General features: G+C 53.7%; 17 protein-coding genes. 6 read left to right on the top strand and 11 right to left on the bottom strand.

From position 1 onward, the window contains the following. Positions 1-18: 18 nt before the first annotated feature. Together P8S54_RS01285 and P8S54_RS01280 are read right to left on the bottom strand one after the other, a co-directional pair. Positions 19-3,915, bottom strand: coding sequence for an AAA family ATPase (locus tag P8S54_RS01285; RefSeq protein WP_281442905.1), 3,897 nt, complete (start codon positions 3,913-3,915; stop codon positions 19-21). 30 nt (positions 3,916-3,945) lie between these two features. Next, a complete protein-coding gene (locus tag P8S54_RS01280) occupies positions 3,946-4,602 on the bottom strand; it encodes a tRNA-(ms[2]io[6]A)-hydroxylase (RefSeq protein ID WP_281442904.1) in 657 nt (218 codons plus the stop codon). Positions 4,603-5,141: 539 nt separating this feature from the next. Here P8S54_RS01280 and acnB point away from each other — a divergent pair. The 3 genes from acnB (at position 5,142) to P8S54_RS01265 (ending at position 10,401) form a co-directional block, all read left to right on the top strand. After that, positions 5,142-7,745 carry a bifunctional aconitate hydratase 2/2-methylisocitrate dehydratase gene (acnB, locus tag P8S54_RS01275; protein ID WP_281442903.1) on the top strand — a complete coding sequence of 868 codons (2,604 nt, stop codon included), beginning with the start codon at positions 5,142-5,144 and terminating at the stop codon, positions 7,743-7,745. Positions 7,746-7,952: 207 nt separating this feature from the next. Continuing rightward, on the top strand, positions 7,953-8,450 hold the full coding sequence (gene rraA, locus P8S54_RS01270) for a ribonuclease E activity regulator RraA (protein ID WP_281442902.1): 498 nt from the start codon (positions 7,953-7,955) through the stop codon (positions 8,448-8,450). Between the two features lie 7 nt (positions 8,451-8,457). Beyond that, positions 8,458-10,401, top strand: a complete 1,944-nt coding sequence (locus P8S54_RS01265; RefSeq protein WP_281442901.1) for a glycerophosphodiester phosphodiesterase family protein — start codon at positions 8,458-8,460, stop codon at positions 10,399-10,401. 80 nt (positions 10,402-10,481) lie between these two features. Here P8S54_RS01265 and ggt read toward each other — a convergent pair whose 3' ends face one another. Next, positions 10,482-12,272, bottom strand: coding sequence for a gamma-glutamyltransferase (gene ggt / locus P8S54_RS01260; protein WP_281442900.1), 1,791 nt, complete (start codon positions 12,270-12,272; stop codon positions 10,482-10,484). Positions 12,273-12,467: 195 nt separating this feature from the next. Then, complete coding sequence (ppsA, locus tag P8S54_RS01255; protein WP_281442899.1) at positions 12,468-14,852, bottom strand: phosphoenolpyruvate synthase; 2,385 nt, start codon at positions 14,850-14,852, stop codon at positions 12,468-12,470. A 277-nt stretch (positions 14,853-15,129) separates the two neighbouring features. Here ppsA and P8S54_RS01250 point away from each other — a divergent pair, with 277 nt between their 5' ends. Then, a complete protein-coding gene (locus P8S54_RS01250; RefSeq protein ID WP_281442898.1) occupies positions 15,130-15,963 on the top strand; it encodes a pyruvate, water dikinase regulatory protein in 834 nt (277 codons plus the stop codon). A gap of 27 nt (positions 15,964-15,990) precedes the next feature. Here P8S54_RS01250 and P8S54_RS01245 read toward each other — a convergent pair whose 3' ends face one another. Genes P8S54_RS01245 through P8S54_RS01230 form a run of 4 tightly spaced genes read right to left on the bottom strand, consistent with a single transcriptional unit; the run spans position 15,991 to position 18,896 of the window. Then, entirely contained in the window at positions 15,991-16,569 is a 579-nt protein-coding gene (locus P8S54_RS01245; protein ID WP_281442897.1) for a hypoxanthine-guanine phosphoribosyltransferase, read from the bottom strand. A 57-nt stretch (positions 16,570-16,626) separates the two neighbouring features. Next, entirely contained in the window at positions 16,627-17,637 is a 1,011-nt protein-coding gene (nagZ, locus tag P8S54_RS01240; protein WP_281442896.1) for a beta-N-acetylhexosaminidase, read from the bottom strand. 40 nt (positions 17,638-17,677) lie between these two features. Beyond that, positions 17,678-18,241 carry a L,D-transpeptidase gene (locus P8S54_RS01235; protein WP_281442895.1) on the bottom strand — a complete coding sequence of 188 codons (564 nt, stop codon included), beginning with the start codon at positions 18,239-18,241 and terminating at the stop codon, positions 17,678-17,680. Then, positions 18,219-18,896, bottom strand: a complete 678-nt coding sequence (locus P8S54_RS01230) for a TetR/AcrR family transcriptional regulator (RefSeq protein WP_009096176.1) — start codon at positions 18,894-18,896, stop codon at positions 18,219-18,221. Before P8S54_RS01230 ends, P8S54_RS01235 begins: the two co-directional genes overlap by 23 nt. 271 nt (positions 18,897-19,167) lie before the next feature. On the opposite strand from P8S54_RS01230, the gene lexA reads away from it, so the two are divergent. Continuing rightward, entirely contained in the window at positions 19,168-19,848 is a 681-nt protein-coding gene (gene lexA, locus P8S54_RS01225; RefSeq protein ID WP_281442894.1) for a transcriptional repressor LexA, read from the top strand. Between the two features lie 33 nt (positions 19,849-19,881). Here the strand turns inward: lexA and P8S54_RS01220 are convergent, their stop codons facing one another. Continuing rightward, on the bottom strand, positions 19,882-20,553 hold the full coding sequence (locus P8S54_RS01220) for an energy-coupling factor ABC transporter permease (protein WP_281442893.1): 672 nt from the start codon (positions 20,551-20,553) through the stop codon (positions 19,882-19,884). Positions 20,554-20,571: 18 nt separating this feature from the next. Beyond that, positions 20,572-21,426, bottom strand: coding sequence for a formyltetrahydrofolate deformylase (gene purU, locus P8S54_RS01215; protein ID WP_009096183.1), 855 nt, complete (start codon positions 21,424-21,426; stop codon positions 20,572-20,574). Positions 21,427-21,766: 340 nt separating this feature from the next. Here purU and P8S54_RS01210 point away from each other — a divergent pair, with 340 nt between their 5' ends. Next, complete coding sequence (locus P8S54_RS01210; protein ID WP_281442892.1) at positions 21,767-23,368, top strand: ribonuclease J; 1,602 nt, start codon at positions 21,767-21,769, stop codon at positions 23,366-23,368. Here P8S54_RS01210 and moaE read toward each other — a convergent pair. Next, positions 23,352-23,846: a molybdopterin synthase catalytic subunit MoaE gene (gene moaE, locus P8S54_RS01205; RefSeq protein WP_281442891.1), complete on the bottom strand. Its 495-nt coding sequence runs from the start codon at positions 23,844-23,846 to the stop codon at positions 23,352-23,354. The genes P8S54_RS01210 and moaE overlap by 17 nt on opposite strands. Between the last annotated feature and the right edge of the window lies 1 nt (position 23,847).

Raw genomic sequence — 23,847 nt, 5'->3', positions numbered from 1 at the left:
CCTCTGCTTGAGCCTGCATTAGCTCTCCACACTTGTCGCCTGTGAACGACGGTCTAGCAGGCTCGTCCAGCGCACTAAAACAGGCGCATCACTGTGGCTGATTTCGCCTAGCAAGCCTCTAAATGCTTCTCTTGCCTGCTGGTCGCTAGGCGCAATGCGCGTCAACCAAAATTCCAGTGCTGCCAACTCCTGGTGGCGATTACCATGTTCGCGAGCCTGGTGAATCGCCATTTCCGCTAGCGCTTTTATCTCATTGGCTGGATGCCCAAGCAGATCGCGCACTTTAGCAAGTTGGGTAGCAAGCTCGGGTAAAAACAGCGTTGTTCGTTCACGAGCGATTACTAAGCACTGGTCTAGGTAATCTTCTGCTGCGGCTAACTCACCAAGTTCGATACAGGCATCAGAGTACCAGAGTACCGGCCGCTGAAAATGGTCGCGGCCTTTTAGCTCGGCCATTTGATCTAAGCTATCGCGCATCTGGACTAGCCCGCCATGATCGCCTGCCAGGGCACGTTGCCAACCTAGTACACCCTGAGCGGAAATTTGCCAAAGCTGCAAATCCGGAGTTTCTGTCATCGCTGCCGCGCGCTCAGCATGGCGCGCAGCAAGGTGAACATGACCCAGCTGACGATAAAGCGCTGCAGCAAACATTAACGCCATGGCTAAGGTGCCGGGGTGACCTATTTTTTCAGCCAACCGAATAGCGGACGAGACGTGCCGCTCAGCACGCTGGTAATCCCCACGCAAACAGAGCGCCCAACCTTGGAAACACGTCGCCGTTACCTGCGGGTGATCCGAGAACGGTAGCCACTCAATCATCATCTGCGCGTTAAGTGGATCGATCTCGTCTAGATGGTCGTGGGCCTGCTGAATACGCCCCGCCCAATACTCACACTGCGCCCTGGCATAGTCTGCCAGCCGCTGATAACGCGGATCTTCCAAGCGCTCAGCAATATCGGAAAGGGTAGACGCCAATGCAAATGCGTCCGCATGGGCATAACGCTGACTGCGACCCACCCACAGCCCCCACTTCACCAAGAAAATTTGCTCGAGATCTTCTGGCTCATCTGAAACCTCACCACAGGGGTGACGCAATAGCTCTCTGGCACGCACGAAGCTTTCATGGGCCGTTGGCGAACCATGCCCTTCAAGAGCAAAGGCAGCTTGTCCACGCACCGTAAGCAGGCTTACCTCACGCTCTACTTGGTGTTCTACATGGCGCAGGCTAGCCAACCCAAAATCTGCCATGCGCAACGCCGTGCGGTTGGCACTCACCTTTAGGGCCTCGCGGGCAGCTAGTTCAAAGTAGCGGGCACCTCGAGCATAGTGACCACTGCGACGTAAATGGGTAGCAAAGTCGCCTGGATGGCGACTAATCCACACAGGAAAGCGCTCTTCGATCAGCGTTACCACCTGCTGGTGAAGCTTCACCCGAACATCTCTTGGGCAGGAAAGGTAAGCGGCTTCCTGAAGAAGCTGATGACTAAACTGGAACTCGTGCTCGCCGCTCTCTTTTTCAACTGGCTCGATAATCTCCAATCGCCGCATATGCTCAACCGCCTGGATAAGGCGGGCTTTTTCACACCCACTGCACTCGAGCAAAAAGTCGAGCCTGAAGCGCTTACCAAGCACTGCCGCCACGTGGGCTATTTCGCGGTCGCCTTCAAGTTGGTCAATGCGGCTAGCCAGTAGCCCTAACAAACCTTTGGGAAGCTCGTCGAATTGCACGGTGCGCCCTTCACGGCGATCCATATCCAAGCGGCGGCAGATCTCCTGCAGGTACAGCGGCACACCGTCGCAGCGCTCAATGATTTGATTTCGCAACCGTGGACTTAAATGAATTCTATAGCGTCTTGAAAGCTGAGACAGTAGACGAGAGGACTGCAAAGCATCCAGCTTACTTAGGCTAATTTGCTGATCCCAATGCAGCTTAACAGGCAGCGGTTCACGGCCGTGGTGGCTAGCCACTAGCATAAAGGCAGTGTTAATGGGCAAGCGTGCCTGAAGGCCCGCTAACACCTTGAAAGAGGGCTCGTCCAACCACTGCAGATCATCGATCATCAGCACCAGCGTTTTAGCACCAGACTGCTGATCTATTAACCGGTGCAGCAGGCGCACTACCAGCTCAACGGCCTCGCCGTTTTGGGTTAGCTGGGTAATCTCTTGAACATCGCGAACGCCCAAGGCTTCTTCAAGCAGTTGCTGGCGCTGCTCGTCCAGGGGTTCTATTTCTAAGCGCTTCTGTAGCTGATATATAGAATCACTGGTGGGCGCTGCTTCCAAGAACCACGCGACTAGAGTACGGGCGACGCCATAAGGCTCTAATACCGAAAGGCGTGTGGTAGGCTGCCAGCAAATAGCCGCATCGCGGCTAAGTTCTAGCTGGCGGAACCCCACCATCAGGGCGGATTTGCCCATACCAGAAGCACCGCGTACCAAAACGCTCTGACGCAGCCCAATACCCGCCCGGGCAAGAGCATCCCGCAACGTACGCAGCGATGTTTCACGGCCCACTAAACTGGGCGGTAACGCATCACGCCCACCCTCGTTTTGGCCTAATACCAGTGCGCGTAGGCGCACACGACCGTCGCTAGCCACCAAGCGCGAAACTAGCCGCGGCTGAAGATCAAGCGCGGGCGGCATGTGTTGGCTCGACTCCTGCGAGATAACCAACTCGCTGCCTTCTGCCGCGCTCATAAGTTCCAAGGAGACCTGAGTGACCTGGCCAAGAGGGTCTGCTAATTGGCGCTCCGGCAGATACACGACGCGCCCACTGTGTAGCCCAGCAGCAAGTTCAAACTTGGGCGGTTCGCCCTCTCCGGTCCAGTGCCGTGCAGACTCTTGAGGCAGCGCTTGGCGGCAGTGCTCGTATAGAGCCACGAGTTCCGCTAATTGGTGCGCAGGCCCATGAGTACCAAAGCAGGCAAGCCCCAAGCCACCGGTAGCCCCAGGTAGCCAAAAGCCCCCTAGATGGTGGCACTGTTGCTCTAACCAGCGCAGTAGCTCTAATTGAAGAGCCAAGCAGTTGCGTGTTGCAGCACGCTCCTGCCAATCACCCTGAAGCCTCAGGCGAATCGCCATAACAGAGAGCTGACGAAGCTCGATTTCATCTTCACGCAACGGCTTACTGTCAGCAGCTAACGCACGGGAGAACGCCCCTTGCGGACTCATCGCCCGCGGGTCGTGATGGCCGTCAGACCAGTAAGTTGCTAGCTGTAAGAAGCTCGGCTCGGGCTGTTGACCAGAGAGTGCCAATAGCTGCAAGTAACTATTGAACTGCTCATGGGCTGCCGCCATTTGATTCTTTTCAGCGAGCTGGCGAACTAAACGCTCATGGAAAGGGCCATAGCCTGAGAAACGGCTAACCAACCCTTCTAACATGGGATCAGGTACATCGGCATGGGCATCTAGTACCTGCTCAGCAAAACGAATAACGCGTTGGCGCCATTCATTTCTTACCTGCACCAGCCATCGCTGGAATTCACTACAGTTAGCAAGCTGCAACTCTTCAATCAAATCGCCTTGATAACAGGCCATTACCGCCTCAAGGGTGGCTAAATCCCGCGGCCCTTCAAGCAATTTCTGCAGCTCATGTAAATCTACCTGCCAGTGGTTAGGCAGTTGAAAAGCAATGGTTTGGCGAGATACGTTCAGCACGTGCTCAGCGTTGTCGCCCATGGATTGACGCAAACAGTGCAGCGCGTGGCGCAAGTTAGTCCTGCCAGATGAGAGGCCTTGGTCTGGCCAGAGCAGCTCAGCAAGCGCGGCACGATTTACCGGCTGGCGGTGCAACAACAAATAAACCAAAAGGGCTTTAACTTTGTCGTAACTGAAATGTGTCAGCACATCCTCGCCTTGCGTTAGCGAAAAATGGCCAAAAAGGGTCAGCTGGTCTGTCGGTTGAGCATCGCGCATGATACACATCCTGCCTTGGCTAGCGGTGGCTTAAGCTGGCACGCCACTATGAAAACGAAAAGCCGTATCTTGCGAAGTGATCAGCTCCGCTTCACGCGCCACGAAAAAGGCGATTCGGTCATCCAACGAATCATCTGTTTGCTGCCGTGCAAGCAATAAATAATCTTCAAAATGACGCCCCTCAGACTTCACCAACGTGCGATAAAAGCGCGCCAGCTCTTCATCTAAATAAGGGATTAAGCGCGCAAAACGCTCACAGCTGCGTGCTTCTATTAATGCACCAATGATCAGCACATCGATCAGCCGCTCCGGGTCATTGCTACGCAAATGCTTGCGCAAACCCTCGGCATAACGCGAGGCCGTAAGATGCTGATACACCACGCCCCGCTTCTCCATTAAGACGACTACCTGCTCAAAGTGCAGCAGCTCTTCACGGGCAAGCTGCGACATTTTGCTCAACAAAACAGGCTGATCGACATAACGATAGAGCAAACTCATCGCCGTTGAAGCCGCTTTTTTTTCGCATTGCGCATGGTCAATTAGCAGCGTATTAGGGTTCTCTAACGCCCACTCCAACCAAGCATCTGGCGTTGGGCACGCCAGAAATGCCTCAAGACTTTCCGGTAACAAATCATCAGCTTGCAGCCCATGATCCACCGGCTGTAGTGCTTTTAATTGTATTGACATAACACCATTACCAATTGCTTATCTCATTATTGTACAACATATAAACGCCTAATGGCGTTTGCTCCCTTTAAAACACTGCGCTATCTACCGTCATGTAACCTTAAACAAAGAGGTTCTTAACACCTCATTCAACCGACCTGAAACCACACCTGATTGAAACCACAACTACCTGAAACACGCCACGCCCGAGTAATACGACTTTTTGAGCACGTTTTTCATGCCATCAGCGTAATACATGGTAACGCGACATCACCATAATCACACTCGGACTTACCATTAATCACCCTCTTTGGGTAAAAAACTTACAGCGTATCGTCCAAAAATTTTAAAAAAGCCAGTTCAGGAAACTAAATATCAACTCATCAACATAAAGTACAACGCGCTCAACCGCTTGTCGCCTTAACATTGTCGACAGTTTGCCGTAGAATCCCAACCATCCACCAGACGCTGTTTGTCAAGCGTATGTCACGTGTACGGACGCATACTCAATACCGTGTGGGCATGCGTTCGCCACCATTAGAAGATGAGAGGGCCCCAACGTGCTTGAAGCTTACCGCCAACATGTCGAGGAACGCGCTGCTGAGGGCGTCCCGCCCAAGCCCCTAAATGCTGAGCAAGTCGCTTCCGTAATCGAGCTGCTGAAGAATCCGCCGGCGGGTGAAGAAGAAGTTATTCTTGAATTAATCACCAACCGTGTACCGCCAGGCGTTGATGAAGCTGCTTATGTTAAAGCAGGTTTCTTAACCGCGATTGCCAAAGGGGAAGCTACCTCTCCGCTAATCGACAAAATCCATGCTGTTAAACTGCTTGGCACCATGCAAGGCGGTTACAACATCGTCTCTATGGTTGAACTGCTGGATAATGAAGAGCTGGCTCGTGAAGCCGGCGAACAGCTGAAGCACACGCTGTTGATGTTTGACGCTTTCCACGATGTTGAAGAGCGCGCTAAAAATGGCAACAACGTCGCCAAAGATGTCATTCAATCCTGGGCTGACGCAGAGTGGTTCCTTTCCAAGCCTGCGCTGGAAGAGAAAATCACGTTGACGGTCTTCAAGGTGCCTGGCGAAACCAACACCGATGACCTCTCACCTGCCCCTGATGCTTGGTCTCGTCCTGATATTCCGTTGCATGCCAACGCCATGCTTAAAAATGAGCGCGAAGGTATTGAACCGGAAGTACCAGGCACCACTGGCCCGCTAAAACAGATCGAAGAAGTAAAAGCCAAGGGCTTCCCTGTTGCTTACGTGGGTGACGTGGTAGGTACCGGCTCTTCGCGCAAGTCCGCCACCAACTCGGTTCTGTGGTTCTTCGGCGATGATCTTCCCTACGTGCCAAACAAACGTGCAGGCGGCTTCTGCTTTGGTAACAAAATTGCTCCAATCTTCTTTAATACTATGGAAGACTCTGGCGCGTTACCGATTGAAATGGACGTCGCCAACTTAGCAATGGGCGACGTCATCGACGTTTACCCCTACGAAGGCAAAGTGTGCAAGCACGGCACCGACGAAGTGGTTTCCACTTTCGAGCTAAAAACTCAGCTAATTCTGGATGAAGTACGCGCGGGTGGCCGCATTCCGCTGATCATCGGCCGTGGCTTAACCGGCAAAGCGCGTGAATCTCTGGGCCTTGAACAGTCTGACGTATTCCGCCTGCCTGACCAGCCAAAAGACACGGGTAAAGGCTTCACGCTTGCTCAGAAAATGGTCGGTAAGGCGTGCGGCCTGGACGGCGTTCGTCCTGGCATGTACTGCGAACCCAAAATGACCACGGTCGGTTCACAGGACACCACTGGCCCGATGACCCGTGATGAGCTGAAAGACCTTGCGTGCCTGGGCTTCCAAGCCGATCTGGTTATGCAATCTTTCTGCCATACCGCTGCATACCCGAAGCCGGTAGACGTTGATACGCACCACACACTTCCCGACTTCATTATGAACCGCGGCGGCGTATCACTGCGCCCCGGTGATGGCATCATTCACAGCTGGCTTAACCGCATGCTGCTGCCTGACACCGTCGGCACCGGCGGCGACTCCCACACCCGCTTCCCGCTGGGCATCTCGTTCCCAGCCGGTTCAGGCTTGGTGGCGTTTGCTGCAGCCACCGGCGTTATGCCGCTGGATATGCCGGAGTCTGTACTGGTGCGCTTTAAAGGTACTCGTCAACCTGGCGTTACCCTGCGCGACCTGGTTCACGCTATCCCGCTTTACGCCATCAAGAAAGGGCTTCTCACCGTTGAGAAATCCGGTAAGAAAAACGCCTTCTCCGGCCGCGTACTAGAGATTGAAGGCCTTGAAGAGCTGACGGTAGAGCAAGCCTTCGAGCTTTCTGATGCCTCTGCTGAGCGTAGCGCTGCTGGCTGTACCATTACGCTGTCTGAAGAGAGCGTTACTGAATACCTAAAATCGAACATCACACTGCTGAAGTGGATGATTGCGAATGGTTACGGCGATGAGCGTACCATTAGCCGCCGCATCGAAGGCATGGAAGCATGGCTTGCTAACCCGCATTTGATGCGCGCAGATAAAGATGCAGAATACGCCGAGGTTATTGAAATTGACCTCAGCGAGATTAAAGAGCCGGTGCTTTGCGCTCCGAACGACCCAGACGATGCGCGCTTACTGTCTGACGTTGCGGGCCAAAAGATCGATGAAGTATTCATCGGCTCGTGCATGACCAACATCGGCCACTTCCGCGCTGCCGGCAAGCTGCTTGAGAAACAGCCCGCAGGCAGCCTGAAGACTCGTCTATGGCTGGCACCGCCCACCAAGATGGATCAGCACCAGCTGACCGAAGAGGGTTACTACGGCATTTACGGCCGTGCAGGTGCCCGTATGGAAATGCCGGGATGTTCACTGTGTATGGGTAACCAGGCACGCGTTGCTGCGAAAAGCACTGTCGTGTCTACGTCTACACGTAACTTCCCGAACCGTTTAGGCGATGGTGCCAATGTCTACCTCGCCTCAGCGGAATTGGCAGCGGTCGCCGCTGTAGAAGGCCGCCTGCCAAGCGTTGAAGAGTACCAGCGCTACATGAGCGAATTTGACGCTATGGCAGGAGAGATATATCGTTACATGAACTTCCACGAAATCGAGGAGTATCAAAAAATCGCCTCGAACGTGATTCCGGTTGCACAAGAAGTTTAAGACCTTTGTTGCAATCGATCTATCGCCGATGCTCGCACCATCGCAGAACGGGTAATACTACCTTTTTCTGAGTCGATGACCGAACGCCCCGCCCTGTTCACAGGTCGGGGCGTTTTTTATAGCTAGCCATGCCCATTCATCTAGCTAAACGAACTATTGGCAAACCAACTGTCAATCAAGCCAACTGTTAATAGAAAGGAGCATGTTATGACCACTACTAACGCGATTGTGACCCCCGACTTGTGCGATGCCTACCCAGAGGTAAACGTGCTAGAACCGATGTTTGCCAATTTCGGCGGCGTTGACAGCTTTTACGGCCCTATTCGCACAGTAAAATGCTTTGAAGACAATTCTATGGTGAAGCAAGCGGTTGCCGAACCAGGTAAGGGCGCCGTGCTGGTTGTTGATGCTGGTGGCTCTAACCGTTGCGCCATGCTGGGTGACATGCTGGCCGAGCAAGCCGCTAAAAACGGGTGGGCAGGCGTCGTCATGTTTGGCTGTGTTCGGGATGTAGACATACTAGTAACCCTACCACTAGGCGTACAGGCCCTAGGCAGCCATCCCCGGCGTAGCGAAAAGCATGGCGAAGGGCAACGGGATATTCCAGTTACCTTTGCTGGCGCCACCCTACACCCGGGCCAGTGGCTATATGCTGATAATAACGGCATTATCATCGCGGATAAGGCGCTCGACATATCCCAATAGTGCAATCTTGCCAGGCGTGGCAGATAGTGCCACCCTGGTGCCTCACTCAGACATTTTTGTGACTATGCAGCCGTTAAATCAATTAGGTTACGCGTTATTAAAAACTCTTCGTGATCATCTACGTCCTCTGATTGCGTACCACCTGCTCTTCACAATACTCGCCACTGCTCTGCTAGTGCCCCTGATTGCCTGGGCGGCGCGGGCCGTACTGGCGCAACTTAATCGCGTGGTAGTTACTAATGATGCGCTGATTAGTTTACTGTTTAGCCCTCTTGGCCTTGTAGCCATGTTAGTAGGGCTTGGCTTTACCTTCTTGCTGATCTATTGGCAGCAAGCAGGAATGCTAATGGTGGCCGTAAAGCCGAAGGACAATCACTACGCGTTAGCGTTTGAAGCACTATGGCGCAGCACACGGCGCTTGCCCGCCCTGTCGGGCTTAGTCGTCTTGCAAGTAGGCGCCCACTTGCTGCTGCTGGCTCCCTTTATGCTAGGCCTTGCCTGGCTATATGACGTCTGGCTGAGCGGACTTGACCCTTACTACGTGCAGCGCGTACGCCCCCCATTATTTTGGTATTTCATTGCCTGCGCCCTTCCCCTTTTAGTCGTTTGGGCCAGCCTTGCGGCATGGCTCTACTTGCGGTGGCTGCTTGCTCTCCCGCTGGTGGCTTTGGAGAGCTATAACCCCTATCTAGCACTCAAGCGCAGCGTGGTGCTAACCCGTGGATGGCACCGCTCTATAGGCGTCGCGGTCCTGGCGCTGCTGGTCATTATTATCGGCCTTCCTTTCATCGCAACGTGGCTGTTTGATCTTGTATTCACACCTCTTCTTTGGTGGTTACCTGAACGTAGCGCGGTGCTCATTCCCGCGATGTTTGCGTATTTAACAGGCTATATATTAGTAACACTTACCCTTACTTTTTTAGGTGTCGCAACCAACGCATTGCTTTCTGCCTGCCTCTATTTACAACTAGCGTATCGCGAAGTGCGTCCCTCACCTCGCTCTGAACAGGCACATCCGGGACGCTGGGCCTGGGCAATCGAGCTCAGTGTACTGATGATAGCGGCACTTCAAGCCTGGTGGATTCTCAATAGCTTCGAGATACGCGACAAAGTAACGGTGATTGCCCATCGCGGCAGCTCAATGGTGGCACCGGAAAACACCCTAGCTGCTGTAGAGCAAGCCTTAAAAGACCGCGCCGACTATGTGGAGCTGGATGTACGCCTGAGCGCTGATAATCATGTGCTGCTCTACCATGACCGCACCCTGGCGCGCTTAACCGGAGACCCCCGCGAATTTGGCGACTTAACACGAGAAGAGCTAAGTCATTTTGACGTGGGCAGTTGGTTTGGCGATGCCTATCAAAATGAAAAAATTGCAGGCCTGGATGAAGCTCTGGCACTGGTACGCGGCCGGGCAGGATTGATGATTGATATGAAACCTCTACCCGGTCAAGAGCGGGTGCTTGCCCGCGCCGTATTGGAAACGCTGGACGCCGAAAGCGACATTCGCTACCGCTGCTGGGCCACCCAAGAGAGCGCGCTAACGGCAGTCGCAAACTGCAGCTTTCCTAACGCCCTGATGGATATGCGTATAGCCACTATGTCGCCAGACACCGTTAGCTATATTAAGCAGCAGGCACCCGAACTACGTGTCACGCTGCTCGCCCAACTGATACTGCCCGGCAACCTGGATCGCCGAAGCTTTGATGCACTCGGGCTTAGGCATAACCGAATAAATCGCCAGGAAATACGTCTAGCAGCACTATATGGTTACGAGATACACGCGTGGACAGTAAATGACACAGCGCGTATGTCGACCCTCATTGACCTGGGCGTTGATGCCATCATTACCGACTATCCGGATCGGCTGCGGGCGTTAGTGGAAGAGCGCCGCACCTTAAGCGACGGCAGCCTTATGCTGGTGAAGCTTCGCAATTGGCTTCGAGAGTAGCCGCTGCTGATAAATAGCCAATCATCTCCCACTAAGCAAAACGGCGACCACATGGCCGCCGTTTGCTAATAAACCTTAGATTACTCGCCCATTACCACGCCCTCGCGACGGGGGTCCGCGCCGCCAAACAGCGAACCATCCTCTAAGCGCATAATCGCCTGTAGGCCACTGGTAAGCTCTCGCTCAGTAACGGTATGGCCACGTTCGCGAAGGGCCTCTATCGTCTCTTCAGGAAAGCGCCCCTTCTCAATGGACACATCGCCACCTAAGGTAATCGCATGAGGTAAATTCAGCGCGGCTTGAGCGCTTTGCCCCCAGTCGCGCATTGCCACAAGCGTACGAGCGGTATAGTGGATAATGGCGGCCCCACCGGGTGACCCTAAACTGGCGACTAACTCGCCGCCCTCTTGGTCGAATACCAGCGTAGGGGCCATGCTAGAGCGGGGTCGCTTACCCGGCTCGACACGGTTTGCTACTGGCTCTCCATCAATCTCAGGTACAAATGAAAAGTCAGTCAGCTCGTTATTGAGCAAATAACCGCCGGGAAGCCCTGTCCCACCATCAGCCAGTATCCGCGCGCCAAAGGCTTGTTCAATCGTCGTCGTCATGGCGATGGCATTGCCCTCTGCATCTACGATACTAATGTGGCTAGTGCCATATTCGGGCTGTTCAGGTTGGCGGGCAAAGCTAACCGTTTGCTCCCCAGGATTGCCCGGTTCAGCGCTATCACCCATACTTTCTGAACCAATTAAAGCACTACGACTGGAAAGGTATTCCGGCGCTAACATTGATGACCAGTCGCCCCCGGGTGCCTCGACAAACGCTGGATCAGCGATATAACGACCACGGTCGGCAAAGGCTAATCGAGACGACTCCAGAAACTGGTGTAACCAGCCACTGCTGGCGGCAGCATTATCTAACGGAGCTTCTAAGAGAGGCTGTTGATCCAGCACGCCTAGAATCTGCATGACGGTGATATGCCCAGAGGAAGGCGGGGGGAAACCGCAGACCTCCCACTGCTGCCAAGGTGTACATAAAGGCTCACGCTCAAGCGCCTGATACTCACTTAAATCATCGAGCGTCATTGTGCCAGGACGAACGGGGTGGGTTTGAACACGGCTTACGAGATCTTCGGCGATATCGCCTTCATGTAGCGCTAAGCTACCCTCGCTGGCAATACGCCGCAAAATAGCCGCGAGGGCAGGGTTTGTCAGCGTTTCTCCCACCGCGATGGGCTCGCCACTAACGTCATAATAGAAAGCATTTGCCAGGGCATCTTGGCGCAGCGCTTCATCGTTAGCCAAGCTGGTGTGCAGGCGCTGGCTAACGGCGAAACCCTCTTCAGCCAAGGTAATGGCAGGCTCAAAAAGCACCTCCCACGGGAGCTGACCATGCTCTGCGTGAACTTTTTCAAGCATCTTAAGCGTACCTGGCACGCCCACTGAAAGACCACTTGCCACGGCATCCATAAAGGCAAGCGGTTCGCCTTCCTCTATAAATAGCTCACCGGTAACCGCTGCGGGGGCTGTTTCTCGGCCATCATAGGCCTGGACCTTTACACCGTCGTAGTGCATGAGAAAAGCACCGCCGCCAATCCCGCTTGACTGAGGCTCTACCAAGGTAAGCACCATCTGCACCGCCACCGCTGCGTCAATGGCATTGCCACCTGCTTTCAATACTTGAAATCCCGCGTCGGTAGCCAAGGGATTGGCTGCGGCTACCGCAAAGGAAGATGCCTCCCAACCTGGCTTATCTTCGTATCCTGAACCCACCTCCGGCGCCACGGAAGGTGCTTCATAGCTAAACCCGTAGCTATATAGCGGCATTAGCAGCAAGCCTGCTAACGTTAATTTTGCCTTAATGGGCAACATAACCCTACTCCCTAATAAGATCTTCTAGTAGCCCTCACACCCAGCGCCTCAGGCTTGGCACCCAACGACTAAACGTTGCCCCAGCGAGCACTGCTACAGGCCAGCTCTCTAAACCACCTAACGAATAGTAGCCTATTAAACGCCTGCGCCCGGCACAATGGCCGGGCGCAATAACAACAAACAAGCAAATCGCGATTAGGCGATGGTTTCGCCTGCCAGCATAAACCATGTTTCCAATACGGCATCGGGGTTTAACGACACCGAGTCGATCCCCTGCTCCATCAACCATTTAGCTAGGTCAGGATGGTCAGACGGCCCCTGTCCACAAATCCCCACGTATTTCCCTTGGGCTTTACACGCCTGAATAGCCATAGCGAGCAGCTTTTTGACGGCAGGGTTTCGTTCATCAAACAGATGCGCCACTATGCCTGAGTCGCGATCCAAACCTAGGGTGAGCTGCGTCAGGTCGTTTGAACCAATAGAGAACCCGTCGAAGTACTCAAGGAATTCATCAGCCAACAGCGCGTTGGCAGGCAGCTCGCACATCATGATGACTTTTAGGCCATCGGGATTCTCGGCCCCACCCCGCTTCAGCCCATTAGCGGCGAGCAGCTCAACCACCTCACGCGCCTCATCGGGTGTACGCACAAAAGGCACCATGATTTCGACGTTATCGAAGCCCATCTCTTCACGCACACGCTTTAGCGCCCGACACTCCAGTTCAAAGCAGGGACGGAAAGCCTCAGAAATGTAGCGAGACGCCCCCCGGAAACCGAGCATGGGATTCTCTTCGCCAGGCTCATACAGCTTGCCGCCGATAAGATTTTCGTACTCGTTCGATTTAAAGTCTGACAGCCGCACAATTACCCGCTGAGGATGGAACGCCGCCGCTAGCGTCGAAATACCTTCCACCAGCTTATCAACGTAGAAGCTGACAGGGTCTGCGTAGCCAGCCGTGCGCAAGTCAATGACTTGCTGAAGATCAGCAGGCAAGGTGTCGTACTCAAGCAGCGCTTTAGGGTGCACGCCGATCATACGGTTAATAATAAACTCAAGCCTGGCCAAGCCAACGCCCGCATGGGGCAGGCTAGCAAAGCCAAAAGCGCGGTCTGGATTACCGACGTTCATCATAATCTTGAAGGGGATTTCTGGCATGGCGTCGACACTCGACACCTTACAGTCAAATGCCAGCAATCCTTCATAAACGTGGCCGGTATCGCCTTCAGCACATGACACCGTTACGTCAATGCCTTCCCTAAGCTGCGTCGTTGCATCACCGCACCCAACCACAGCGGGGATACCCAGCTCACGAGCGATAATCGCCGCGTGGCAGGTACGTCCACCGCGATTGGTGACGATGGCAGAGGCGCGCTTCATGATCGGCTCCCAATCAGGATCGGTCATGTCGGTCACCAACACATCACCCTCTTGGATTTTATCCATCTCGTCGGGGGTAAGCACAATTTTCACCGCACCGCGGCCGATGCGCTGACCAATGGCACGGCCGGTAATTAACGTGCGGCCTTTCTCACGCAGATGGAAGCGCTCAAGCTTGCCGCCTTCTTGCTGGGACACCACGGTTTCAGGGCGTGCTTGGACGATGTAGAGCTTGCCATCGTCGCCATCAAGCGCCCACTCGATATCCATAGGGCGCTGGTAGTGCTGCTCAATGGTCATCGCCTGATGGGCAAGCTCCATTACCTGCGCATCGCTGATGCAGAAGCGTCCGCGATCTTTCAACGGCACATCCACTGTTTCAACTGACTTGCCTGCACTGGCATCTTGACCGTAAACCATTTTGATCAGCTTTGAGCCAAGCGTGCGGCGCAGTACCGCTGGGCGACCTGCCGCCAGCGTGGGCTTATGTACATAGAATTCGTCGGGGTTAACCGCCCCTTGCACCACCGTTTCACCCAGCCCCCAAGAAGCCGTGACAAATACCGCGTCGCGGTAGCCAGACTCAGTGTCTAGGGTGAATAGAACGCCAGAAGCACCCGTTTCGGAGCGAACCATTTTCTGTACACCCGCCGACAAGGCGACATTCTCATGGGCATAGCCCCGGTGTACCCGGTATGAGATAGCACGGTCGTTAAACAGCGAGGCAAAGACTTCATGCACCGCATGTTTGATGTTGTAAAAACCTTCAATATTAAGAAAGGTTTCCTGCTGGCCGGCAAAGGAAGCATCGGGCAAATCTTCGGCAGTCGCAGAGCTTCGTACCGCAACTTTTAAATCGGGGTGCTGGTTTTGTAGCTCTTCATAGGCACTACGCAGTGCTTTTTCAAACGCAGGTGGCAAGGGCGTATCGATAACCCATTGGCGGATCATGCTACCTGCCTGGGCTAGCGCTTTAACGTCATCGACATCTAAGCGCGCCAGGGTAGCGTTGATACGGTCATTCAGCCCTTCATGGGAAAGAAATTCGCGGTAGGCATGCGCAGTGGTGGCGAAACCACCCGGCACGGTCACACCAACACCCGATAAATTAGAAATCATTTCGCCGAGCGAGGCGTTTTTACCACCCACGCGTTCGACGTCTGCCATGCCAAGCTGATCGAACCACAGAATGTACTCTTCCACGCTACCCCCTAGCTTTTAGACTTCTTTGCGACCTTGCGGCCGACACTGAATGACCGTGCCACCCTAGCACCGTGGCCGGGTATTCGCCATTGGTCTAACAGCGAAGGAGGTGGAGGATTTTTACAACAAAGGCACTTTAAAGGCGTTTCCTGTAGTTGAACGGTCTTCTTAGCGCGCATAAATAGCAGCAATTACTCACCAGCCGTTGTGCTACTTAACGGCTCCGCCCACAATAATGACGTTCAATAACGACTTTTATTCTTTGGCGGATTTCAATATGAAGCGGACAGCTTTTTTTATTTCTGACGGTACCGGCATCACCGCTGAAAGCCTTGGGCGCAGCTTGTTAGCACAGTTTAGCGACATTGAAATCGAGATGTTGACCAAGCCTTACATCGATACGGTTGAAAAAGCCCAAGCCTTGGCAGAAATAATTAACTCCACTGCAGTGCGTGATGGGCACCGCCCCATCATCATCGACACTATCGTTGACCAACAAGTACGCGATGTGATTCGCCACGCCACTGGCTTTAAGGTAGATATTTTTTCGACATTTTTGAAGCCACTGGAGCAAGAGTTAGAGACCCACTCTTCCTACAGCGTGGGGAGAACACACTCCATTGGTAGCGATGCTGTGTATATGGATCGTATCCATTCGGTGCACTTTGCGCTAGATAATGACGACGGCGCGCGCACCCACCAGTACGATAAGGCAGACATTATTTTGGTCGGCGTATCACGCTGTGGAAAAACCCCCACGTCGCTCTATCTGGCCCTTCAGTTTGGTATTCGCGCTGCTAACTACCCGCTAACGGAGGATGATCTTGATGAAGATGGCAGCCTAAAGCTGCCCAAAGTGCTCTCGCCCCATCGTCAAAAGCTATTTGGGTTAACCATTGATGCACGTAGGCTAGCGGCAATCCGAAACGAACGTCGGCCCAATAGTCGCTACAGCTCGATGGATCAATGTTTGCAGGAAGTTGGGCAGGCGGAGTCACTCTATCGTTCGTTGGGCATTCCATTTATTGATACAACGCGGTTTTCGGTTGAGGAAATTTCCACACGAATGATCGCAGAAACAGGCCTAGCGAGACGCTTCTCGCCCCGCTAAGCCTCCTCAAAGCGCTGTACTGGGTGCCTACATGCCCTTGGGGGCAAAAATCCCAGGGGCGTTGCGCCAGTAGCCTTTGTAGTCCATACCAAAACCGAATACGTATCGGTCGGCCACTTCGAGGCTGCAATAGTCGGCTTTCAAACCCGGTACCGCTTTTCTATTGTGCTGCTTATCGACCAGTACGGCGGTGGTCACGCTGGCCGCTTGGGCTTCTTCGCAGTAAGCAAGAATTGCCGCAAGCGTTGAACCTTCGTCAAGAATGTCGTCAACGATAACCACATGGCGGCCCGCCATAGGTATTTCTGGAGAGACGCGCCAGAATAGCTCGCCCCCACGCAGTTCGTTACGGTAACGAGTGGCGTGCAGGTAGTCCACTTCTAGCGGAAAACCAAGCCGTGTTAGCAGGTGCCCGGTAGTAATTAACCCACCATTCATCACGCAGTAAAAAACCGGCAATTTATCACCCAAATCTTTGGTGATCGCTTCTGCCATGCGGTCTAAGGCACGCTCTACTTTTTCCTGAGAAATCAGGCAATCTGCGTTATCCATCAGTTCGCGCATCGAGTCCAGCGACTCCAGCGTTTCTTTATCCAGTTTGGACATTGAGCTACTCCAATACAGCGTAAATAGTGACCGGTTAACGAGTTCAAACAGGCGTACTTAGTTGGCTAGCGCTTCTAATTTGGCATGCGTGCGACGCCAACGACCCAATGCTGAGAGAGCATCGAGATCAGGTCTGGCACGGCCATAGCGTAATTTGGCGGGACGTTTACCTTGCAAACCTTGGCAAGCGTCGACCACTTCCAGCGCAGCGGCTCGGTCATTACACACCAGAAGCATGTCGCACCCAGCCGTTAAGGCTGCGTTTGCCCGCGCCTTAGGATCCCCTGCCGCATGGGCGCCCGCCATACTCAAATCATCAGAAAAAATACATCCTTTAAAGCCCAGCGATTCCCTCAGCATGCCAAGCCAATTGGGTGAGAAACCCGCAGGCCGGGCATCAAATGCGCTATAGATAACGTGGGCAGGCATTACCCCATCCAATTGGCTCGCAAGCTGGGCAAAGGGCACGAGGTCGCGCTGCTTTATTTGCTCAAGGGAGCGATCATCAACAGGGAGTGCCACATGGGAGTCCGCGGCTACACCGCCATGACCGGGGAAGTGCTTTCCCACCGCCGCCATACCAGCGTCATGTAGGCCTTGAATAAATCCATGGCCTAGTAGAGCGACATGGGCTGGATCAGTGCTGAAGCTGCGGTCACCAATTACGCTAGAAATCCCGCTCTCCACATCCAGTACGGGGGCGAAACTGATATCGAGACCGCAGGCGGCCATCTCCATTCCCAGTAGCCAGCCAGCATCTTTGGCCAACGTCATGCCCGCTTCTTGGTCATTAGCAAATAGGTCGCCAATGCGCGCCATAGGGGGCAACCTGGTGACGCCCTGCTTAATACGCTGGACACGCCCACCTTCTTGGTCGATGGCTAACAGCAGATCACCGCGCACCCGCCGGACTTCGCTACACAGCTGGCGCGTTTGATAGGCATCCTCTACGTTACGCGCAAACAGGATGACCCCGCCAACCGCAGGCTCCCGCAATAGCTGCTTTTCAGCTTTGGTCAATCGCGGCCCTTCAAGGTCGAGCATAACCGGGCCTAGGGGTTGAGTCATTGTGATGGATCCAACAAGGAGGGGCGCCAATTCTAGACGATCAATGTGGCGTGTCAAAATTATCAGAGGCAGGAACGTAAGCATCGCCCCCATGAAGCCAAACCGACGTACCGGGTCGTGCAAACCGAAACACCGCCAATAAATCGTGATTGCGCAACCGAATACAGCCATGGGAGGCCGGCACACCCATAGGTTGGTCCGGCGGCGTACCGTGCAAATAGATATAGCGCCGCTGTGAATCTACATGCCCGCCGCGATTTTTACCCGTCTCCAAACCACACAGCCAAAGAATGCGTGTCAATATCCAATCACGTGAGGAGTAGGTTGCTGCTAGCTCGGCAGAGTACACTTCACGGGTCCATCGGCGACCGCGAAACACTGCGTTTTCTGGCAAGCCATCCCCAATCGCTGCGCGCACGTAGTGCCAGCCTTGGGGCGTTCGGCCACTACCCTCCTGCTGACCAACGCCCGCCTCCCCTGTAGAAACCGAGCACTCATGGCTCAGCACTCGCCCCTGCCAACAGCGCAGCTGCTGCTTCTGCGTGTCTATCTCTAGCCAGTTATCGTCTAAAGGCGGTAGCTCAGCTAATGTGGGCGTTCTCATAGTGTCCTTCTTCTAGCACAGGGGGTAACGGTGCATGCATCGCAGCCACTACCACTGGGCGTAAACGTCTTACTAGGTCTCTAACAGTGACTTGCTCGTTGTAGTCTTTCGCGGCGATATCGCGCAGCGCGTCAAGACCCGATAAGGTAAAGATCACTGTACCTAACATGAAGTGTAGCCGCCAAAAGCGCTCTGCGTCCGGCAAGTCAGGGGTTGCTTGGCGTACCAGTTCAGTGAAGCGGGTAAATACATCACCATACTCCTGCTGGATATAGCGGCGCAGATGCCCCTGAGCTTGGCTATAGGCTAAGCCTAGCAAACGCATGAATACCTTTAGGCTATTGCGCTCTGCAGGCACTGCCAGCACCGTTGACGCCATGGTTTCAAGCAATACTTCCAAGGGTATAGGCTCGCTTTCATAGCGTGCCTCCAGCTCATCCAGCGCGGTATGAAAACGCTGTGAAAAAGGCTCCAAATAGCGTGCAAAAACGGCTTGGATAAGCGCTTTTTTAGAGCCAAAGTGGTAGTTGACCGCCGCTAGGTTAACCCGCGCCTTGCTTGTGATATTGCGCAGCGAGGTTTCGGCAAAACCGCGCTCTGCAAATAGCACCTCTGCGGTATCTAAAATACGCGTTACCGTATCAGACTGCGCCATCGCGCCCTCCAGAAAACAGGTGTTTAAAACATCGCAAAATACTATGCCATTAATTCGCTAGTCTCAATCCTTTATATCAAGACAACTGCCAGCTACCTGTCACTATTTTTCTAAACAATTCAAACGCTCGTGCCGTTTAGCACCTACATCAGCAAGCCCTACATCAAGATACAGGCCAGCCATGTACTGGACAGAGGAACATACTGTATACTTAAACACATACTGATTAGCCGACATGTAGCTACTGTCTTTTCATTTTTTGGAGTTTGGTATGTCGCGTCCACTCACAGCACGTCAGCAGCACGTATTTGATTTTATCGTTAAAACAATGGGTGAATTCGGCTACCCCCCGACACGCGCTGAAATTGCCAAAGCACTGGGATTCCGCTCCCCCAACGCGGCAGAAGAGCATCTTCGCGCGCTAGAGCGCAAAGGGGCCATTCGGATTATCCGCAATACATCACGGGGCATCCGCCTGCCTAACCAGGATGCTTCAGAACTGACTGAGGCTGCTTCAGCAACCCCCTCTACCCCCCATGTGGACACCCAGTTCATTGGGCTACCGGTCATTGGAGAGGTCGCAGCTGGCAGCCCCATCCTGGCAGCCGAGCACATTGACCGCTACTGCCCACTCCCCGCAGAGTATTTCACGCCAAAAGCGGACTACCTGCTGCGAGTGCGTGGGTTATCGATGAAAGACGTGGGTATCCTTGAAGGCGATTTATTGGCAGTGCATCGCACTGACCGAGTTCGCGATGGGCAAATTGTCGTTGCTCGCTTGGAAGATGAAGTCACCGTTAAACGCTTTAGGCGCCAAGGTCACCAGGTGACTCTAGTGGCTGAGAACGCCGACTTCGCACCCATTGAAATTGACCTACGCACTCAGCAACTGGACATTGAAGGTGTCGGCGTTGGGGTTATACGGGGTGGCAATGGCCAGGCATTAGGCTAATAGCCGCCTATCACCCTACCACCACTGGCGCGCTTATTGAGAATCGATATAGCGGTGGTCATTGAACGTGGCCACCCAGCTAGGGTGGTAGACCAATAAGATGCTTAACAGCATGCCCGTTAGAAACGCTTCAGAGGGCATTAAAAGCGGCAGAAACCGAGCATACTCCTGAGCAAGATAAACAGCCTCAGGATCGGTCCCTGCCGCTACAATCAGCAGTACGGCGGTCAATCCAGCGCCCAACGTAGCTAAGGCTGCCCCGAAAAAACCACAGGCAAACATAAATACCATCAAGTTATCGGGCAACCGTCGGTCAACCAGACGCCAAACCACGCCAATGATAAACGCGGGCACGATTCCCGTTACCAAAACGTTAGCTCCCCAAAGCACCCAGTCATTACGTCCTATCACCACCATCGCTATATTAATCATTGCGTTACTTAGAAGCGCCAGGGGGATCCTAAATACCAAGGTCATTAGCACGGTAAAAACAAGATGTAGCGTAAGCCAGTCCACCGCTTGGGCACGCAACTGCCACATCAGCATGACCGCTAGCGTAGCTGCCAACCAGCGATGCTGAAGCGCTACATCACTAATCAGAACTTGCCACGGGCGCTGCCATGCCACCCAAGCCAATACACCAAACGCTATTAACCAGGTAAGCACCAGCGCCCAGGGTGCAAGAACACTTTGTGCAAATGACATGGCAGCCCCTAACAACAGTTAACTGAACACAACCGTTTTATTTCCGTGGATTAGCACGCGGTCTTCAAGGTGCCAACGTAACCCTCGCGCCAATACGGCTTTCTCAACGTCCCGGCCAAATCGCACAAGATCGGTGGGTGTATGACAGTGGCTAACGCGATGGATATCCTGCTCGATAATAGGTCCGGCATCCAGCTCTTCGGTGACATAGTGACAGGTAGCCCCTATGAGTTTCACGCCTCGCTCGTAAGCTTGGTGATACGGTTTTGCGCCAGCAAAAGAGGGCAAAAAGCTGTGATGTATATTAATCACGCGCCCGGCATACCGCTCGCATAGCGCGGGGGGCAAGATTTGCATATAGCGTGCTAACACGACGCAATCAGCGCGGGCGCTATCAATTTGTGCCTGCACCTTCTCAAACGAGGCCTGCTTATTTGCTGCGTCAACCGGCACATGGTGGTAAGGAATGCCGTACCACTCGGTTAGCGAACGCATATCTTCGTGGTTGGAAATCACACCCACGATGTCGCAGTCTAGCTCACCGGCCTGCCAGCGATATAGCAAGTCCACCAAGCAGTGAGACTCCCGCGACACCATTAATACAACGCGGCGCCGCTTTTGGGTATCCATTAACGACCACTGCATATTGAACGCTTCTGCCACGGGTTCAAAAGCGTTACGCAGCGCCTCTGCCGACATTCCTAGTGAATCGGCTAAAATTTCATAGCGCATAAAAAACCGGCCTGTTTCAAGGTCGGAATGCTGACTTGCTTCAGTAATTGAGCCCCCCTGCTCGGCAATAAAACTGGAAACACGCGCCACAATGCCCACTTGGTCAGGGCAAGAAACAACGAGACGATAATAGTGCGACATAGATAGCTACTCTTAATAGGTACTTTTAACAGGTGCTTTGATAGGTGCTTTTTTTAATAGGCAGTTTTGATCGGCACACTTAACTTATTTCAATGGCACGCTTAGGGTTAGTTTTCTGATGTTAAAAGCAACACATCAGTCTCCCTAGTGTACCGGAAGCCCTCTGGCTAAGCACCGGGGAGAAGCCACGGTGATTGTTAGCCGCCCCTGCCTTCCCGTATAGTTAAGGTCTTACTTTTTAGGCTTTTCGTGACTAATGCATCCAACACGCGCTCTACTTCGTCCCCGTCGTCGCCCACCACTGCGCCTGCTTCCGCTGGGCGGGTGCGGTGAAATTGGAATGAATCTGACGCTGTATGGATACGACGATCAATGGATCGCCGTCGACTGCGGCATGATGATTCGTCAAGATTTACCCAATGCCCCCTTACAAGTACCCAACACAGACACCCTGGATACCTTAGGCATTAAGCCCCAGGCGCTCTTTATTACCCATGGGCATGAAGATCACATCGGCGCCGTTGCGTGGCTATGGCCGAAGTGGAACTGCCCGATTTATGCAACCCCGCTTGCCGCTGGGCTGCTGCGGCTGAAATTTGCCGAGCATCAGCTAAGCAGCGCGGCTATACAGGTCATTGAGCCGGGCGATGCCATGCAGCAGGGACCATTTACGCTGCGCTACTTGCTGCTTACTCACTCTATCCCGGAAAGCTGCGCCATTATGATGATGGCGGGAGAATATCGCATTCTGCATAGCGGTGATTGGAAACTTGACCCCGAACCGTTAATTGGCACGCCGGTGAATGCAGCAAACTTCCGGGCCTTAGCGCCAATTGATTTGCTGGTGGGCGACTCTACCAATGCCCCAATGCCAGGCCACTCAGGTAGCGAAGGCGATGTGGCCAGAGCACTCGTTAAAACCTTGGAGAAGTGCACCGGACGCGTTGTGGTCTCATGCTTTGCCAGTAACTTAGCGCGGGTATTGGCTATCGGCCTGGCAGCCCAGCGATGCGGACGCCGTGTCAGCCTAATGGGGCGCTCCATGGAGCGCATGGTAAGCGTTGCTAAGGGCTTGGGGTACTTAGACGATTTTCCACCGCTCGTACCACCTCACGACCTAGGCTACTTGCCGCCTAATGAAGTTGTGGTGATTGCCACCGGCAGCCAAGGAGAGCCACGCGCTGCCTTGCAACGCTTAGCCCAAGGGCGGCATCCCTTTATGGATTTAGCGCCAGGCGATAGCGTCATTTTTTCCGCCAAGGCGATACCGGGAAACGAGCGGCCTATTGAGCAGCTTAAAAAACGCCTCTCCCAGCTTGGCGTCACTCTTTTCGATGAAATGAATCATCCAGAGCTACATGCCACCGGACACCCCGCCCAGGAAGAGCTGAAAAAGCTCTACCAGTGGGTAAGGCCAAAATCACTACTGCCCGTACACGGAGAGGCGCGCCATCAGGAGGCGCATCAAGCGGTTGCCACCTCTCTTGGCATTAGCGCCCCATTGGCGCCGACTAACGGCGATATGATCGTCTTTGACAACCAGGGCTTGCGCTGCGAACAGCGTTACCCGCAACTACCCTGCATCGTTAATCAAAATAGCGTTATTCCCCACCCAGGGCTTGATGCATCTTCGTCCAAGGCGCGGCGTGGTAGCTTGTTTCTTGCATTGCCGGTCACCGCCAGCGAAACAGGCTGGTGGCGTATAGGGCGTTTAATGCTTGATGCTAGCAGCGCGAGTCCTCTTGATGAGGAGAGCTTTAGCGATTGGCTTGATGCTCAACTGGAGGAAATCGAAGCAGACACCCTGGCAGATTTACGCTTAGCGCTTCAGCCACGCCTTATTCAGTGGCTAGCCAACCACTGCCAACACATGCCTGATGTGCATTTACAAATCATGGCGACTGAAATGCCCTCCGCCGAGGAGCTTAATAGCCAGCCTTAGGCTCGGATGATGACCAGCGATCGGCATCCTGCTGATCACTATCGCGCTCTTTAACCCAGTAAGCCCCCTCACGGGAGTGCTCTTTTTTCCAAAATGGCGCTTGAGTTTTCAAATAATCCATAATGAAATCACAAGCGTTAAACGCATCCCGACGGTGGGCACTGGCAACCAGCACTCTGACAATCGGGTCGCCTGGTGATAAATGCCCTACTCGATGAATAATCCGCACGGCTTGCAACGACCAACGCTCCCACGCCTGCTCACCAATCGCAGCCAGGGTGCGCTCCGTCATCCCTGGGTAATGCTCAAGCGTTAGCCCCGTTACGTCGGGTGTTTCGTTAAAATCTCTCACCAAGCCAGTAAAGCTAACGATTGCACCAATATCTGTGCGTTGCTGAAGCGTTGACTCATAGCCGTAATCCATTGAGAACGGCGCTGCCTGCACCTCCACTGCAATATCCAAGACCGCGTCAGCCATG

Origin of the sequence: Halomonas sp. M1 (genome assembly GCF_029581375.1) — a bacterium.
Lineage (GTDB): Bacteria > Pseudomonadota > Gammaproteobacteria > Pseudomonadales > Halomonadaceae > Vreelandella.
The sequence above is the reverse complement of the archived record's forward strand: the minus strand, read 5'-3'. Positions and strand labels throughout refer to the sequence as shown.